The sequence below is a fragment of the Streptomyces rishiriensis genome, assembly GCF_003112535.1.
Classification (GTDB): Bacteria; Actinomycetota; Actinomycetes; order Streptomycetales; family Streptomycetaceae; genus Streptomyces; species Streptomyces rishiriensis.
Map to the genome: position 1 here is coordinate 145,035 of NZ_BEWA01000005.1, position 16,158 is coordinate 161,192.

Consider the following 16,158-nt stretch of genomic DNA (forward strand, 5'->3'; position numbering starts at 1 on the left):
GAGCGGTCGGTGAACGCCGAGCGGGGAGGTGCGCGTGCACGGACCGGCTTCGCCCGGCTGGCTGCTGGTCGCGCTGTGTGCGGCGACGGGGGCCTACTGCCTGCTGCGGATGCGCAGCGGGGTCGAGGAACAGCGCAGAGCCGCGGGCGGCGAGGCGCTGATGGGCTTCGGGATGGCCGCGATGGCCGTGCCGCCTGCCGTGTTCACACCGCCGGCGTGGGCGTGGCCGGCCTATGCCGTGGTCTTCGGAGCGGCAGCGCTGCGGGCGCTGTGGTCGGCTCGGGCCGGCGCGCATCATCTGCATCATCTGGTGGGCGCCGGGGCCATGGTGTACATGGCGGCCGTGATGGCCGGCACGCCCGCTCACTCACACCGCCACGGCGGCTCGGGAGTCCCGCTGCTGACGGGTGCGCTGCTGGCGTACTTCACCGGCTACGTCCTCCTCGCGGGGGTGCGGCTGCTCCCGGCCGCCGGGGCGGGCGGAGCCGCCGTCGCCTGGGGCGACCGGCCCGAAGTGGCGCGGGCCTGCCGCCTGTCGATGGGCATCGGCATGCTCACGATGCTGCTGACGATGTGATCCCCGGACCTGGCAGGCGGTACGCGGGCAGTTCTTCGCTCCGGCCCCGAGGTCGGGGCCGGTTGACGACCGTGCCGGCCCTGGTCGAACTCAATGCGGACCGGGGCGTGTTCGGCCCCTCCCCCACCCCTCGGACCCATCCCAGCGTGTGGGACTGACGAGGATCTGGCTGGGGGTGCACTGGCCGTCGGACGTCCTGGCCGGCCGGCTGCTCGGCGCCACGCCGACGACGCTGGCGATCGCGGCACACCTGCGTCGGCGGCCCGGACCGGACCGGACCGGACCGGGATCACGGCGGTGTCGCGAGGTCGCCGCCCGCGTCGGGGTCGGTCCCCCCACGACGGTGCCCCGGCTCGGCGCCCCGAACGCGAACCCAGCCGCGGACGCATCCTCTTGACGTTCCGTCACAGCCCGACGAGCACGTGATCCGCGTCCTGGGCCTGCGCAACTCGGACCGAACTCCGCTTCCATCCGCCCGAACTGCCTTCACCTGCACGAACTTCTCGTCCATCCCTCCGAAGTGCCCGTTCGCCGCTCGAACTTCCCGTCGGTTCATCCGAACTCCCCCTCTGAGCCGTCCTCGTGGCCCGCGGCGGCGGGCTGGCGGTCGTCCCGATTCCCGAGCGGCGGGGTTGGCGGACTCCATAAGATCGTCCGCATGAAGAGCGTGTTGTTCGACTTCTCCGGAACCCTCTTCCGGATCGAGTCCGCCGAGTCCTGGCTGCGGTCGGCGCTGCGCACGGCGGGCGTGGCGATGCCCGGGCTTGAACTGGCCGAGAAGGCACGGGCCCTGGAGGAGGCCGGCGCGCTGCCGGGCGGAGCGTCCCCCGTCCGGGTGCCCGACGAGCTGGCCGGGCTGTGGCGGGTGCGGGACGAGAGCGCGGAGCTGCACCGGGCCGCTTACACCGGCCTGTGCCGTCAGGTGCCGTTGCCGGACCCGGCGTTGTACGACGCGCTGTACGACCGGCACAAGGCGCCGGCGGCCTGGTCCCCGTATCCCGACGCCCTCGCCGTGCTCCGCGGGTTGCGCGAGCGCGGGCTGCGGGTCGGCGTGGTCAGCAACATCGGCTGGGATCTGCGACCCGTGTTCCGGGAGCACGGCCTCGACGCGTACGTCCACACGTACACGCTGTCGTACGAGTACGGCGTGCAGAAGCCGGACGCGCGGCTGTTCACGATCGCGTGCGAGGCGCTGGGGGCCGACCCTCGCCGGACCCTGATGGTGGGTGACAGCCGCTCGGCCGACGGCGGGGCGGCCGCGCTGGGCTGCGCCGTGCACTTCGTGGACCATCTGCCGGCGGCGGAACGCCCGGACGGGCTGCGGCCGGTGCTGGAGCTGGTGGGCTGAGCCGACGTCAACGCGGCGTACGCCCAGGCGACTGTAGCCTCAGGACACCAATACGGGAGAAGCGCGCCCACTCTGGACGATCCCCCGCGTCGCCCAGAGCAGGCGGCAGCCCGGCGGACTCCGTTCCGGAGCCGACCGGGGTTCCTGAGTATAGTTGGCTGGCAGCCAGTCAACGCAGGAGTTACAGGATGTCCCCGCGCAGCGCCTCGGTCAATGAAGAATTGCGGCGGCGTTCCCGGGAACGGCTCCTGCAGGCCGCGGTGGAACTGGTCGGCGAGCGCGGGTACGAGGCCACGACCCTCGGCGACATAGCGGACCGGGCGGGCACGGCGCGCGGCCTGGTGTCGTATTACTTCCCCGGGAAGCGCCAACTGGCGCAGTCGGCCGTGCATCGCCTGATGCACCGCACGCTGGAAGAGGCGCTGGAGCGCGAGCCGCACACCGACGACGGCCGGGAGCTGATGGCCCGGGCCATCGACGCGATCATGGGACTGGCCCGGGACCGCACGGTGCTGATGCGTCAGCACATGGCGGGGCTGCTCCAGGCCGAGGGCTTCCTGCAGTGCCCGGAACAGCAGCGACTGGCCGAACTCCTGCGGGAGACCGCGGCCCGGCACGGCTCAAAGGACGCCGACCACGACTACCCGATGCTGCGCTCCCAACTGATGGGCGCCGTGTACTCGATGGTGCTGCCGAACGTGCCTCTGCCGCTCGCCAGACTGCGCGCCGACCTGTTCGCGCGCTACCGCCTCGACTGGGAGCAGGGGGTCCCGCCGGACGCCGAGGTGCCCGGCGGGGGATGTGACACCGATCTGTCGCGGTTCTTCGCGACGGACCTGCCGTCCGGGGATCAGTCGAAGTAGTCCGGCTGGATCTGGACGTTGACGGCTTCGTCGAGTCGGTGAAGTCCCAGACGGAGACGCGGCCCTGATACCAGGCCTGGACCATGAGGTCCTTGCCCTTGACCGGATGGAGCGAGCCGTTGCGGGCACGCACTTCTCGGTGTCCGCCTGGTGACGGGGAACACGACCCACGACGTGATCGCGAAGCAGACGAGCGAGATCACCCGGATGCGCCGCATTCGATGACTCCCGCCCCCGTCGCCCGTCCGGGTGAGCAGCGGGAACGGTCAGCGGCGCGCGTGGCGGGGCGTCAGGTATCCGGCGTCCCGCGCCTGCGCGATCAGCCGGAGCGATCGGCGCCGGCTGTGCCCCGTCGCGCACATGACCGCGAGGACCGGGTCCACGCCCTCCTCCTGGGCGGCGCGGTACTCCTGCGCCACGAGCCGGCGCCCCTCGATGCCGCGCGGCCAGGCGGGGCGGGCCCGCCGGCCGTCGAACGCCTCGCCCGCGCACTCCCCGACACCACCGGCAGCCGTGCCAGGTGCATCCGGGGCGTCCCACGCATCCGGAGCGTCCCGCGCGTCCGGTGCATGCGGTGCATGCGGTGCGCCTGCGCCGTCCGGCGCGTCTGATGCGAAGGGCGCGTCTGATGCGCACGGTGCGTGTCGTCCGCCCGGGTCGCCCCGGTCCTCCCCGTCATTCCGGTCATCCCGGTCGCCCCGGCCGTCCCCTCCGTCCCGTGTGCCCCGCGCGTTCTCGGCTTGGGCGCCGCCTCTGTCGCACCTGTCGAACAGGGGCCCTTCGATCCAGTCCGCGAGCACCGTCAGGTCGACGAGGGACAGGGCCGGACAGGCCCGGACGTCCTCGATGGAGACGCGGCCGTCGCAGACCACGGCCAGCAGCTCGACGCACGCACCGTCGGTGAACGCCAGCCGGACCTGGAACCAGGAAGTGACGACGCCCCCACCCTCCCGGACCTCCCATGCCGGATACACGGACACCGAGCCGTCCCCGGCGGAACGATCAGAAAGATTGAGAAACGATGCTTCTAGCACACACGCAACGTAACCGCATGATCACTTTCCATACGAACGGACACGCGTGCCCCGCAAGGACACAGCACCCTGTCAGCGGAGCGGGACCGGTGCGATGCTGGAGACACCAGCGCTCTCCTCCGTACCCCGGGGCAAGGAGTTCCGCCGTGCTGCGTGTCGCCGTCGTCGGCTCAGGACCGAGTGGGGTGTATACCGCCCAGAACCTGGTCCAGGGCGATCCAGAGGTGCTCGTCGACGTCCTGGACCGCCTGCCGTGCCCCTACGGCCTCGTGCGCTACGGCGTCGCTCCCGACCACGAAAAGATCAAGTCGCTGCAGCACAGCCTGCGCACGGTGCTCGAACACGAGCGGGTGCGTTTCCTCGGCGGGGTCCGGGTCGGGGCGGACGGGGTGCCCGTGGCGCGGCTGCGCGAGCTGTACCACGCGGTCGTGTACTGCGTGGGCGCCGCGTCGGACCGGCACCTCGGGATCCCCGGCGAGGAACTGCCCGGCAGCTGGTCCGCGACGGACTTCGTGTCCTGGTACAGCGCGCACCCGGACGCCTCCACCGGCGGATTCGTGCGGGACGTCCGCGCGGCCGTCGTGGTGGGCGTCGGGAACGTCGCGGTGGACGTCACCCGGATGCTGGCCCGGGGCGCGGCCGAGCTGAGTCCCACCGACATGCCGCAGAAGGCGCTGAGCGCGCTGTCCGCGAGCGGGGTGACCGAGATCCACATGGTGGGGCGGCGCGGCCCGTCCCAGGCGCGCTTCACCACCAAGGAACTGCGCGAGCTGGGCGGGCTGCCCGACACCGAGGTGGTCGTCGACGAGGCGGAGCTGGCATCCGATCCGGCGTACGGCGATCCGTCCGGGCTGCCGGCGGCGCAGCGGCGCAACGTGGAGGTGCTGCGCGGCTGGGCGGCGGCGCCGGCCCGCGGCGCCCGGCGGCGGATCCGGCTCCGGTTCTTCCTACGACCGGTCGCACTGCTCGCCGTCGAAGGCCGGGTGGCGGCGGTGCGCCTGGAGCGGACGGCTCCGGACGGGCGCGGCGGCGTCACCGCCACCGGCCAATACGAGGACGTCGAGGCGCAGTTGGTGCTGCGGTCGGTGGGGTATCGAGGGGTGCCCCTGGAAGGGTTGCCGTTCGACGCGGAAAGCGGCACGGTGCCGCATGTCGCGGGGCGGGTGGTGCGCGCGGGCCAGGTCGCGCCGGGCGAGTACGTGGCGGGCTGGATCAAGCGGGGCCCCACCGGTGTGATCGGCACCAACCGGCCGTGCGCGAAGGAGACGGCGGCGTCCCTCCTGGACGACGCCCCTGTTCTCGCGCGACGCCGGCTGGCCGGCGATCCGCTCGACTCGCTGCGGGCGATGGGGGCCGAGCCCGTCGGGTGGGCGGGATGGCTGGCGATCGAGCGGGCCGAGGCGGCGCTGGGGGCATCGCTGGGGAGGGGCGTGGTGAAGCTGCCGGACTGGGCGGCGCTGCGGGCCGCGGCCGGGCCGGGCGGCCGCTCGCGCGCCGCGAGCGCGTCCGGCGACCCTTCGCGTCCCGCGGACAGGACCTCCTGACCCCGGAGGCCCGGGCGTCGGGCGCGCCCCGACGCCCCGGATGCCCCCGACGCCCCTGACGCCCCCGGCGGCCTTCCGCTCCCGGGATGCCGCTGGCCGCGGGATGCGCGCTTCCCGCATGGTGCGTGGGCGGCCGCGCCGGCCGCCCACGGTGAGGTGCCTCGACTCAACTCGCCGCGCAGGTAGCGCCGTTGAGCGTGAAGGCACCTGGCGCCGCGCTGTTGCCCGCATGGTTCGCCTGGTATCCGATGCTGACGCTCGCGTTGGGCGCCAGCGTGCCGTCGTAGGCCGCGTTGGTCGCCGTCACCGCTCCCGAGGCCGGTGCGTACGTGGCGCCCCAGCCGCTGGTGATGGTCTGCCCGGCGGGCAGCGTGAAGCCCAGCTTCCAGCCGTCGACCGCGGAGGCGCCGGTGTTGGTGAGGGTCAGGGATGCGGTCAGGCCGGTGCTCCAGGCGCTGATGGAGGCCGTGACCCGGCAGGCGCCGGGCTGCGGCTGGGGGTCCGGGTCGGGCGCGGGCCCGGAGCCGTCGAGGCCGAAGAACTTGAGGACCCGGGCTCCCATTCCGTTGCTGTACACACCGTGTCCGACGCCCTGGACGCTGATGGCTTCGACGGGGGCGCGGTCACCGGTGGCGCCGTAGCGGGTGCGGGTCCAGCCGGACACGGGCGAGTCGGTGGCGGCCGGGGTCTGGCTGACACCCTTCACGTTCGTCCACTGCTTGATCTCCTCCCCGAAGTTCGGGTAGCGCAGCGTGTCGTCCTGCGTGCCGTGCCACACCTGCATGCGGGGGCGCGGTCCGGTGTAACCGGGGTAGGCGTTGCGCACCAGGTTTCCCCACTCCTGGGGCGTGTGGATCACGGTGCCGCCGGCGCACTTGCTGTTCCACTCGGAGCCGTCGGTGGTCGCGAAGCAGCCGAACGGGACACCCGCGAACGCGGCGCCCGCCGCGAACACGTCGGGGTAGTCGCCGAGCAGGACGTTCGTCATCATCGCGCCGGAGGAGACGCCCGTCACGAAGATCCGTCCGGTGTCGGCGGAGTACGTGCGGACGGTCCAGTCGATCATCGACTTGATGCCGACGGGATCGCTGCCGCCGCCGCGCCTGAGCGCCTGGGGCGAGGAGACGTCGAAACACTTGCTGCTGCGGGTGACCGACGGGTAGACCACGATGAACCCGTAACGGTCGGCCAGTCGCGCGTACTCGGTCCCGTTGTACATGGCGGGGCCGGAACCCGTGCAGTAGTGCACGGCCACCAGGACGGCCGGACGTGCGGTGACGTTCACCGGCACGTACAGGTACATCTGGAGGTTGCTGGGGTTCGTGCCGAAGCCGGTGACCTCGGTGAGCGTGGCGGCGGGAACCGGCGCCGCGGCCTGTGGGCGGGCGACGGCCGTGGGCGCGGTCAGCAGCGCCGCGGCGAGCAGGAGAAGAACAGCGCCGAACAGCGAACGCAGCGCTCTTCCAAGGGAGTCGGACACGTGTCTGTCCCTTTCTGGTGGCGGCTCGGGGACGTCGTACGGGGTGCGGGAGTCACACGGGGTGCTGGAGTCGCACGGAGTGCTGGAGCGGACGGGGGGCTGGAGTCGTACGGAGTGCTGGAGCGGGCGGCGGCGACCCAGCCGGAGCCGGCGATCCGGCTCGTCGGGGCCGACCCCCGGAGGGATTTCCGTGCGCGTGGCTCGTGACGCGTGACATGTGACAGGCGACGCGTGAAGGGAAGCGTCCGCATGGCATGGTGACATGCGCCGACGCGCCATGGAAGCGCTCCCACGCCAACTGCTCGCGCGCCTCGGCCGGTTGGCCTGGAGTAGCTCGGGGTGGCCGGATGTCTTCTGCGCAAAGCGTTGACTAGAAAGCGCTTGCCCCCTACGTTCCGTTCAGCAGTGTGACCGAGCCGCTCACTCGACCCCCCACAGGTCCGCACCGCCCATGCACCACGTTCAGCAAGATATACAGCCATCACATACCTGACCCATTCCTTCCTCACGAAGGGACGCACCCCCATGCGCACAGGTCCCCCACGTACACATGCGCAAAGGTACGTTCTGGTCGCGGCGTCGGCCGCGCTCGCCACTGCGGCGGTCATGGCCCTGCCCCCGCCGGCCGTCGCCGCCGACAGCGCGCCGATCGGGTTCGGCGCCGGCACGACCGGCGGCGGCGGGGCCGGCGCGGTCACCGTGTCGACCCTGGCCGCGTTCAGAACGGCGGTGACCGGCAGCACGGCGAAGGTCGTGAAGGTCGACGGCCTGATCCCGCTGAGCGGTCAGGTCGACGTCGGGTCCAACACCACGGTGCTCGGGGTCGGTTCGTCGTCCGGGTTCACCGGGGGCGGGCTGCGGCTGAAGAAGGTGACCAACGTGGTCATCCGCAATCTCCACATCAGCAAGCCGCTCAAGCCGGCCGACGGGATCGAGGTCCAGGCCTCGACCAAGGTGTGGATCGACCACAACTCCTTCTCGGCCGACCGCGATCACGACAAGGACTACTACGACGGCCTGCTGGACATCAACCACGCCTCGGACTTCGTGACGGTGTCGTGGAACACCTTCAAGGACCACTACAAGGGCTCGCTCGTCGGCCACAGTGACAACAACGCGAGCCAGGACACCGGGCACTTGCGGGTGACGTACCACCACAACCACTTCAGCAACGTCTACTCGCGCATCCCCAGTCTGCGCTTCGGCACCGGCCACTTCTACGACAACTACGTCGTCGGCGCCGAGACCGCCGTCCATTCGCGCATGGGAGCGCAGATGCTCGTCGAGAACAACGTCTTCCGCTCGACGGCGGTCGCCGTCACGACCGACCGCGACAGCGACGTGGACGGCTACGCCAACCTGACCGGCAACGATCTCGGCGGAGCCGCGACCGAGGTGTCGCGGGTCGGGACGTTCACCAAGCCGCCGTACAGCTACACCGCAGAGCCCGCCTCCTCCGTAGTCGCTTCGGTGACGTCGGGCGCGGGCGCCGGAAAGCTCTGACCCTCCGGAGCGTTCGCCTCATCCCCCACTCCCCATCCGGAAGAAGGCATCGGGACATGACTTCGCCAGCACCCTCACCAACAGCTTCACCAACATCTTCGTCAGCGCCTTCGGCAGCGCCGTCGACGGCGACTCGACACGGCGGCCGGCGCCATGGGCGCGCCGTCACGGGCGGGCTGTCCGCGGTCGGCCTCACGATTGGCATGATCATGACCAGTGGAGCGCTCACGCCCGCGAGCGCCGCCACCTGGCCCACCCCCACCAGCAGCAAGGCGGTGACCGCCACCATCTCGGTATCCGGCACCAAGGACTACGGGATGCAGCGCCTGTACGGCAGCGGCGACCTCGGCACCGGCGGCCAGAACGAGGACCAGGACCCGATCCTGGAGCTCGCGGCAGGCGCCGTCCTCAAGAACGTGATCATCGGCTCGCCCGCCGCGGACGGCATCCACTGCCTGGGCAGCTGCACGCTGCAGAACGTCTGGTGGGAGGACGTCGGCGAGGACGCGGCGACCTTCCTCGGCTCGTCGTCGTCGAACGTCTACACCGTCTCCGGCGGCGGGGCGAAGGAAGCCAGCGACAAGGTGTTCCAGTTCAACGGCGCCGGCACGCTCAACGTCTCGAACTTCGCGGTGAAGAACTTCGGGACGTTCGTCCGCAGTTGCGGCAACTGCAAGAGCGGCCAGTACAAGCGCACCATCAACCTCAACACCATCGAGGCGACGTACAAGGGCGGTCGGCTCGTCGGCATCAACACCAACTACGGCGACAGCGCGACCCTGAAGAAGATCACCATCGTCGGGGACAGCAGCAAGAAGATCGTTCCCTGCCAGAAGTACATCGGCAACAACACGGGCGCGGAGCCGCCCAAGAACGGCGCGGGCGCCGACGGCACCTACTGCAAGTACGCGTCGTCCGACATCACCTACCGGTAGCACCTCTACCTGCGGGCAGTCCCTCTGCCTGAGGTGGTCCCCTTACCTGCAGGCAGCCCCTCCCCACTCCCCCCACGGTGAGAAGGCGGCCGTACGAAGCGTCCCCCGCACGGCGCTTCGCACGGCCGCCCACGGTCAGGCAACCGGCCCCAGCACCGCCGCGGAGAGCTCACGGCGGTGGTGGTCGTACAGGGCGCGCAGCGCCGCGCCGGGCCAGTCGGCGGGCAGGAGGTCGGCGGGCAGCACGGGGTCGGCGAGCAGGTGCCGGACCACCGCCGCGAGGGCCGTGAAACGGTCGGCGGGTCGCTGCGCCCGCTCGACGTGGGCCAGGAGGTTCCGTGCCGTCCGCGCCCACGCGCCGAGCGGCCACAGGCGCTCGGCCAGCTCCCGGGCGGGCGTGTCGGGCCGGGCGGTGAAACGCTGGACGACCTCGTCCAGATCGGCGGGCCAGGGCCGGCCCAGATTGGCCGGGCGCAGCCAGACGCCCTCCCGCAGCTCGGCGAGCCTGAGAGCGCTCAGCCGGGCGCGCAGTCCGGCGCGGTCGGCGGGGCCGCGACCCGTCGCGGTGATCACCGGCATCTCCCAGTCGCCGTCCCACGCGCGCGTGTGCGGGTGCACGGCGTCGTCCTGCCGCCGCTGCCGCTCGAGCAGCCGGTCGCTGAGCCGGTAGACGCCGTCCGTCCTGCGGAGGTCGCCCGCCGCCACCATCCGGCTCAGCGCGGCCCTCACCGTCGATCCGCCGACGCCGAACGGCTCCACCCCGCGCACCAGGTCCTTGGCCGCCAGCTCGGGCGGATGCGCGCCCAGCAGCAGGCTCAGGACCACCGACCGCGCCGACAGCGGGGGCAGGTCGACCTCGCCGGGCTGCGCCGACACGTTGATCCCCATGAGGACGTACTGTACGGGCGACCCCGATGTTGCACTATTGCTACGACCGTGGGCTGCGTGCAACATGGTCGCCATGGCCCCGACACTCGCACAGCCCCCGTCCCCGTCCCCGTCCCCATCCCCGTCGCCGTCCTCATCCCCGCCTCCGCCCCCCTCGCCGTCGCCGTCGCCGTCCCAGCCGCCTTCGCCGGTGCCGGCGCAGGTGACGCACGACGTCACCAACCAACCGCCGCCCCTGGCGCCCTACGACGCCTCCGACGACACCGCGCTCCTGGAGGGACTGCGTCGGGAGGGCGCCGGGTGGGCGGAGGACGACGTGCGGAGGATCGGTCGGCTGGCCGGCGGCGTCGAGGCGCAGGAGTGGAGCGAACTGGCCAACCGGCACGAGCCTGTCCTGCGCACGCACGACCGGTACGGCCACCGCCTCGACGAGGTCGACTTCCATCCCAGCTGGCACGAGCTGATGAGGGTCGCGGTCGCCGAGGGCCTGGCGGGCGCGCCCTGGGCGGACGACCGGCCGGGCGCCCATGTGGCGCGCACGGCGGGCGGTCTGGCCTGGGGCCACACCGAGGCGGGGCACGGCTGCCCCACGTCGATGACGTACGCCGCCGTCCCGGCGCTGCGTCGCCAGCCGGAGCTCGCCGCCGTCTACGAACCGCTGCTGACCGGCCGGGAGTACGACCCGGGGCTGCGGGTGCCGACACAGAAGCGCGGGCTGCTCGCCGGCATGGGGATGACCGAGAAGCAGGGCGGCTCCGACGTCCGGACGAACACCACGGCCGCCTCGCCGACGGCCGAGCCCGGGGTGTACACCCTGCGCGGGCACAAGTGGTTCACGTCGGCGCCGATGTGCGACGTGTTCCTGGTGCTGGCGCAGGCTCCCGGCGGCCTTTCCTGCTTTCTCGTGCCGCGTGTGCTGCCCGACGGCGTCCGCAACACGTTCCGCGTGCAGCGGCTCAAGGACAAGCTGGGCAACCGCTCGAACGCGTCCTCCGAGCCGGAGTTCGACGGGACCGTGGCCTGGCTGGTCGGACCCGAGGGACAGGGCGTCAAGACCATCATCGAGATGGTCAACTGCACGCGGCTGGACTGCGTGATGATGTCGGCGGCGCTGATGCGCAAGACACTCGTCGAGGCCGGACATCATGTGCGCCACCGCAGTGCGTTCGGGGCGCGACTGCTCCACCAGCCGCTGATGCGCAACGTCCTGGCCGACCTGGCGCTGGAGTCGGAGGCCGCCACCACGCTCACGCTGCGACTGGCCGGGGCCGCGGACCGCGCGGTGCGCGGGGACGACGGCCAGGGGGACGCCGGTCAGGGGGACGAGCGGGCCTTCCGGCGGATCGCCACCGCGATCGGCAAGTACTGGGTGACCAAGCGGGGGCCGGCCTTCACCGCGGAGGCTCTGGAGTGCCTCGGCGGCAACGGCTACGTCGAGGACTCCGGCATGCCCCGCCACTACCGCGAGGCCCCGCTGCTGTCGATCTGGGAGGGCTCGGGCAACGTCAACGCCCTCGACGTGCTGCGGGCGTTGACACGGGAACCGTCGACCGCGGAAGCGTACTTCGCCGAACTCGCCCTGGCGCGCGGTGCGGACGCCCGGCTCGACACGGCCGTCGCACGGCTGAGGTCCGGGCTGACGACGGCCACCGCGTCCGGCGCGCGTCGGCTGGTGGAGCAGATGGCGCTCGCGCTGCAGGCCTCCCTGCTGGTGCGGCACGCGCCGCCCGCCGTCGCCGACGCCTTCTGCGCCACCCGGCTGGACGGCGACTGGGGTCACTCCTTCGGCACCCTCCCGGACGCCGCGGACCTGGACGCGATCCTGGAGCGCGGCCTTCCCGAGCGGCGCCTACCCGCCGCGAACTGACCTCTCTCACCTGTGAGTCACGGTTCGATTCCGCTTCGTTGCCCGTGGCGTGGTGCCGACGTGATCAGTCGGCACTTCGGGCGGTCGGGCCCACCGCACAGGGGGAGGTTCGCCCCGCACGGGCGGTCGGTCGTCCGACGGACCGCCCGTGCACGCCACGTAGGGCTCGGACCTCTGCCACCCCGCACACCGCGCAGGTCGACGTCCTCGCGCACCCTCATGGTCGACGTCCTCGCGCACCCGGGTGGCGGGGAGTGCCGCGCCCGTGCTGGTCGGTCAGCTCGTCGGGCGGCCCCAGAGCACGGCGAAACGGGCCCACTCGGCGTCCCACTGATCCTCGCGCCGGCGTTCCAGACGGCTCCGCAGAACGCGCCCGCCCGCGAGGGGCAGGGTCGCCATCCCGACTCCGGCCAGGCCGCCGACGAGGGAGGCGCGCAGCCTGGCCTGCGACGCGCTGGCCGGCCGGGTCACCAGGCGGCCCTGCGGGTCCGTCCAGACCTCGACCGGGGTGCCTGCTGCGCTGCCCGGCCCCACGCGGACCTGGCCCGTGTGCGGGGAGCCGTCCGGCCCGGTCCAGCCCACCTTCGCCCATACCTGCTCGCCGCTGGAGGAGCCGCTCGCGGCGGCCCTGCCCGGGGCCTGCTCGGTCAGCCGCCCCACGAGGGGCCGCCATTCGACGCGTTCTTGCGCCAGACCGTTCTCGACGGACCCCGCGGTCGCCGACCCCGCCAGCACCCCGGCGAGGACGGTCAGCGCCCACACGCCGAGCACGACCCATGACTCCACCACGTCCGCACGACGCTTGAGCGGGTTGCGCCGCCAGCGCCACAGCCACACCTTCGGACCACGGAACGCCATCGAAGGCTGCCTCCTCATGAGCACATGAACATCCCGGCCGCCCTCCCATACGCGGCGGGCGGCCCTGTTGCTCAGGCCGGTCTCCCCTCCTGACGGTTCCATGGACCCGGCGGCCCGCGCAGGCGTCCCCGGGAAAGTGGCCGAAGTCAAGCGGCGCCGACCCGCCATGCCCGCCGTGACCTGCGGCGACGGTGTGTCCAGAGGTGACTGTCAGTGGCTGGGTGCAGACTGGCCGGTGTCCGAGACGACGATGTCGAGGACACTGCGGAGGTGATCGGCATGACCGAGGTACTGCTCGCCGTGGGCACGCGCAAGGGCCTGTTCATCGGGCGGCGGCGCGGCGGCGTCTGGGAGTTCGACGAGACCCCCTACTTCAACGCACAGGCGATCTACTCGGTCGCCGTCGACACCCGCGGCGAGCGTCCGCGGCTGCTGGCCGGCGGCGACAGCGCGCACTGGGGCCCGTCGGTGTTCCACTCCGACGACCTCGGCCGCACCTGGACCGAGCCGGCCAGCCCGGCCGTCAAGTTCCCGCAGGACACGGACGCCTCGCTGGAGCGGGTGTGGCAGCTGCACCCGGCGGCGGCCGAGGCGGACGTGGTGTACGCGGGCACGGAGCCGGCCGCGCTGTACCGCTCGGAGGACCGCGGCGAGAGCTTCGAACTGGTCCGCCCGCTGTGGGAGCACCCCACCCGCTCCCGGTGGGTGCCGGGCGGCGGCGGGGAAGGCCTGCACACGATCCTCACCGACGAGCGCGACCCACGGGCCGTGACGGTGGCGGTGTCGACCGCAGGAGTGTTCCGCACGACGGACGGCGGGGCGAGCTGGTCGCCGTCCAACTCCGGTGTGTCGGCCGTCTTCCTGCCGGATCCGAACCCGGAGTTCGGGCAGTGCGTGCACAAGGTCGCCAGGGACGCGGCGAACCCGGACCGCCTCTACCTCCAGAACCACTGGGGGGTCTATCGCAGCGACGACGCGGGCGCGCGGTGGACCGACATCGGCGAGGGGCTCCCCTCCACCTTCGGTTTCGCCGTCGCGGCGCATCCGACGCGCGGGGACACGGCGTACGTGTTCCCGATCAACGCCGACGCGGACCGGGTGCCCGCCGGCCGCCGATGCCGGGTCTTCCGTACGGCGGACGCCGGGAAGAGCTGGGAGCCGCTCACCGCGGGGCTGCCGCCGGAGGACCACTACGGCACGGTCCTGCGCGACGCGATGTGCACGGACGACGCGGACCCGGCGGGCGTGTACTTCGGCAACCGCAACGGCGAGGTCTTCGCCTCCGCCGACGACGGCGACAGCTGGCGCCAGCTGGCCTCGCACCTGCCGGACGTGCTGTGCGTAAGGGCCGCGGTGGTCGGATGACCCGCACCGGGCACGCCGGAAGGCGGTCCGGCGCGGCCCGGCTCCGACGGTCGGGGGCGCCGTACGGGGCGGTGGTGCACGCATCGCGTGCGTGCCGGCGGGCGCTTTCCGCCCCATGAAGGCAAGTCGCCGGACGGCCTGTCGTTCCCTGGGGGCCGACGGCGAGTCGGCCGGCGCGCGAGTCGGCCGGCGCGCCCTGACGAGAGCACCGATGTGGGCAGCCGCTTCCACCCGGCCGCCCACTCAAGTCTTGAGCAGTCCAGCGAGGGCCCTGATCGGCGGTCCCCAGTACAGCGCCCTCTCGTACAGCCCCCGTCCCCCACAGATGGACGCCGACCTCTCGTGTCTCTTAGACGTGGCATGTTCGTCGATGTGACCGGTTCGTCGACAAATGCAACCACCGGAAGAAGACCCGGTCGGCTTCCCTACGGCGACCCGCAGATGCCTTTCCTGGACGAGGTGGCCGGGGGCGCAGGCACCGGTGTACAGGGGCGAACCCGGGCGGTCAGGTCCCGCGCGACCGCTCCCCGACGTTTCCCGGGCGTGACGAAAAATTCGGTGCGAGGCGTTGACACCCGTCTCGGTTGCTCCTAACTTCACTTCACGCGAACCGGTTCGACGAGATGTAGCTGCATGCTCCTCCGGGAATCTCGAACCGGTTCGACCAGTCGCCGTGAGGAGCACCCGTGAACATCGGTGAGATCGCCAAGCGGGCCGGTGTCTCGCGGAGCACCGTGTCGTACGCCCTGAGCGGCAAGCGGCCCGTCTCGGACGACACCCGCCGGAGGATCCAGCAGGTGATCGACGAGCTGGGCTACCGTCCCAACGCCAGCGCGCGGGCTCTGGCCAACGGGCGGACCAGCACCATCGGGCTGGTCTTCCCGCCGGCCGGGAACCACTACACCGGCATGCAGCTCGACTTCATCGGCAGCGTGGTGGAGGCCGCGGCGGCCTACGACTACGACGTGCTGCTCTCCCCGAGCGGCGTGGACAGCGACCGTTCGTTCCAGCGGCTGCTGGCCGAGCGGCGGGTCGACGGCGCGATCCTGATGGAGATCAGGCTCCAGGACGACCGCGTCGACCACCTGGCCGCCCTGGATCTTCCCTCCGTGGCCATCGGCCGCACCGCCAGTGCGGACGGCGGCCGGTGGGTGGGCCTGGACCACACCGCGCTGGCGGCGGCGTGCGTCCACCACCTGTCGGATCTCGGCCACCACCGAGTCGCCTTCGTCAACCGGCCCGAACGCCTGCTGCGGGCCGGGTACGAGTCGGCGCACCGCGGTCTGGACGGCTTCACCAAGGCCGCCGCCGAGCGCGGGCTCACGGTGCGGACGTACAGCTGCGGGGACGACGCTCCCTCGGGCCAGGCGTGCATGGAGCGGATCCTGCACGACGACCCGGCCACCACGGCCCTGGTCACCCTGAACGAGGCGGCGCTGGGCGGCCTGTACCGGGGCCTCGCGCACGCGGGCCGCCATGTGCCGCGCGACTTCTCCGTCACCGGAGTCGTGGCCGGCCGGTGGGCGGAGACGGTGACCCCGCAGCTCACCGCCGCCGACGTGCCCGCCGAGGAGATGGGCCGACTGGCCGTCGACCTCCTCGTCGAGCGCCTCGACCACCCCGACGCCCCGCCCCGGCACCACCTCCTCGCACCGCCCATCTCCCTGCGCGCCAGCACCGGACCCGCCGGCGCGTCCTCCGCTTGACGCTCAGCTCCTTCGCCTCACGATCAGCTCCTCCGCCTGACGATCGGCTTCTCCGCCTGACGATCGGGGCTCCGGCAGTCGTCCGCGCCCCTGACGCGGAGCCCGAGGGACAGGCAAACGAACCCTCTGTTTCCCACCCGCCGCCGTTCGGCGTGCCCGCACGCCTCCCCGGTCCCTTCCACGGCCCACG

13 protein-coding genes and 1 pseudogene are annotated in these 16,158 nt (G+C 72.2%); 10 read left to right on the plus strand and 4 right to left on the minus strand.

The window, feature by feature from the left end:
* The first annotated feature begins 34 nt into the window (after positions 1–34).
* The 4 genes and pseudogenes from Sri02f_RS09055 (at position 35) to Sri02f_RS09070 (ending at position 2,788) form a co-directional block, all read left to right on the plus strand.
* Positions 35–577 carry a DUF5134 domain-containing protein gene (locus Sri02f_RS09055; protein WP_109000580.1) on the plus strand — a complete coding sequence of 181 codons (543 nt, stop codon included), beginning with the start codon at positions 35–37 and terminating at the stop codon, positions 575–577.
* Between the two features lie 148 nt (positions 578–725).
* Positions 726–842: pseudogene (locus tag Sri02f_RS44020) on the plus strand (phosphatase PAP2 family protein); the annotation flags it as partial.
* Between the two features lie 393 nt (positions 843–1,235).
* On the plus strand, positions 1,236–1,925 hold the full coding sequence (locus Sri02f_RS09065; RefSeq protein ID WP_109000581.1) for an HAD family hydrolase: 690 nt from the start codon (positions 1,236–1,238) through the stop codon (positions 1,923–1,925).
* A gap of 188 nt (positions 1,926–2,113) precedes the next feature.
* Positions 2,114–2,788: a TetR/AcrR family transcriptional regulator gene (locus Sri02f_RS09070; RefSeq protein ID WP_109000582.1), complete on the plus strand. Its 675-nt coding sequence runs from the start codon at positions 2,114–2,116 to the stop codon at positions 2,786–2,788.
* A gap of 266 nt (positions 2,789–3,054) precedes the next feature.
* Here the strand turns inward: Sri02f_RS09070 and Sri02f_RS42645 are convergent, their stop codons facing one another.
* Positions 3,055–3,822: a DUF6214 family protein gene (locus Sri02f_RS42645; protein ID WP_307721028.1), complete on the minus strand. Its 768-nt coding sequence runs from the start codon at positions 3,820–3,822 to the stop codon at positions 3,055–3,057.
* 146 nt (positions 3,823–3,968) lie between these two features.
* Between Sri02f_RS42645 and Sri02f_RS09090 the strand changes: the two genes are divergently transcribed.
* Positions 3,969–5,366: an FAD-dependent oxidoreductase gene (locus Sri02f_RS09090; RefSeq protein WP_109000583.1), complete on the plus strand. Its 1,398-nt coding sequence runs from the start codon at positions 3,969–3,971 to the stop codon at positions 5,364–5,366.
* Between the two features lie 166 nt (positions 5,367–5,532).
* Here the strand turns inward: Sri02f_RS09090 and Sri02f_RS09095 are convergent, their stop codons facing one another.
* Positions 5,533–6,846 carry an extracellular catalytic domain type 1 short-chain-length polyhydroxyalkanoate depolymerase gene (locus Sri02f_RS09095; protein ID WP_245970566.1) on the minus strand — a complete coding sequence of 438 codons (1,314 nt, stop codon included), beginning with the start codon at positions 6,844–6,846 and terminating at the stop codon, positions 5,533–5,535.
* 525 nt (positions 6,847–7,371) lie between these two features.
* Here Sri02f_RS09095 and Sri02f_RS09100 point away from each other — a divergent pair.
* Positions 7,372–8,349, plus strand: coding sequence for a pectate lyase family protein (locus tag Sri02f_RS09100; RefSeq protein WP_109000584.1), 978 nt, complete (start codon positions 7,372–7,374; stop codon positions 8,347–8,349).
* Between the two features lie 203 nt (positions 8,350–8,552).
* On the plus strand, positions 8,553–9,284 hold the full coding sequence (locus tag Sri02f_RS09105) for a pectate lyase (RefSeq protein WP_245970567.1): 732 nt from the start codon (positions 8,553–8,555) through the stop codon (positions 9,282–9,284).
* Positions 9,285–9,419: 135 nt separating this feature from the next.
* Here Sri02f_RS09105 and Sri02f_RS09110 read toward each other — a convergent pair whose 3' ends face one another.
* Entirely contained in the window at positions 9,420–10,172 is a 753-nt protein-coding gene (locus Sri02f_RS09110) for a PaaX family transcriptional regulator C-terminal domain-containing protein (RefSeq protein WP_109000586.1), read from the minus strand.
* Positions 10,173–10,245: 73 nt separating this feature from the next.
* On the opposite strand from Sri02f_RS09110, the gene Sri02f_RS09115 reads away from it, so the two are divergent.
* Positions 10,246–12,039 carry an acyl-CoA dehydrogenase family protein gene (locus tag Sri02f_RS09115; protein WP_174855614.1) on the plus strand — a complete coding sequence of 598 codons (1,794 nt, stop codon included), beginning with the start codon at positions 10,246–10,248 and terminating at the stop codon, positions 12,037–12,039.
* Between the two features lie 276 nt (positions 12,040–12,315).
* Here Sri02f_RS09115 and Sri02f_RS09120 read toward each other — a convergent pair whose 3' ends face one another.
* Positions 12,316–12,897, minus strand: coding sequence for an Rv1733c family protein (locus tag Sri02f_RS09120; RefSeq protein ID WP_109000588.1), 582 nt, complete (start codon positions 12,895–12,897; stop codon positions 12,316–12,318).
* Between the two features lie 213 nt (positions 12,898–13,110).
* Here Sri02f_RS09120 and Sri02f_RS09125 point away from each other — a divergent pair, with 213 nt between their 5' ends.
* Both Sri02f_RS09125 and Sri02f_RS09130 read left to right on the plus strand, forming a co-directional pair.
* On the plus strand, positions 13,111–14,262 hold the full coding sequence (locus Sri02f_RS09125; RefSeq protein ID WP_109000589.1) for a WD40/YVTN/BNR-like repeat-containing protein: 1,152 nt from the start codon (positions 13,111–13,113) through the stop codon (positions 14,260–14,262).
* A 686-nt stretch (positions 14,263–14,948) separates the two neighbouring features.
* The gene (locus Sri02f_RS09130; protein WP_109000590.1) at positions 14,949–15,968 is read left to right on the plus strand and encodes a LacI family DNA-binding transcriptional regulator; all 1,020 of its coding nucleotides are present in this window, start codon (positions 14,949–14,951) and stop codon (positions 15,966–15,968) included.
* Positions 15,969–16,158: the final 190 nt, after the last annotated feature.

Bases quoted from the DNA above. Each gene is read 5' to 3' on its own strand.
- Sri02f_RS09065 (WP_109000581.1), top strand. From the start codon at position 1,236: ATGAAGAGCGTGTTGTTCGACTTCTCCGGAACCCTCTTCCGGATCGAG.
- Sri02f_RS09070 (WP_109000582.1), top strand. From the start codon at position 2,114: ATGTCCCCGCGCAGCGCCTCGGTCAATGAAGAATTGCGGCGGCGTTCC.
- Sri02f_RS09100 (WP_109000584.1), top strand. From the start codon at position 7,372: ATGCGCACAGGTCCCCCACGTACACATGCGCAAAGGTACGTTCTGGTC.
- Sri02f_RS09105 (WP_245970567.1), top strand. From the start codon at position 8,553: ATGATCATGACCAGTGGAGCGCTCACGCCCGCGAGCGCCGCCACCTGG.
- Sri02f_RS09110 (WP_109000586.1), bottom strand. From the start codon at position 10,172: ATGGGGATCAACGTGTCGGCGCAGCCCGGCGAGGTCGACCTGCCCCCG.
- Sri02f_RS09115 (WP_174855614.1), top strand. From the start codon at position 10,246: ATGGCCCCGACACTCGCACAGCCCCCGTCCCCGTCCCCGTCCCCATCC.
- Sri02f_RS09120 (WP_109000588.1), bottom strand. From the start codon at position 12,897: ATGGCGTTCCGTGGTCCGAAGGTGTGGCTGTGGCGCTGGCGGCGCAAC.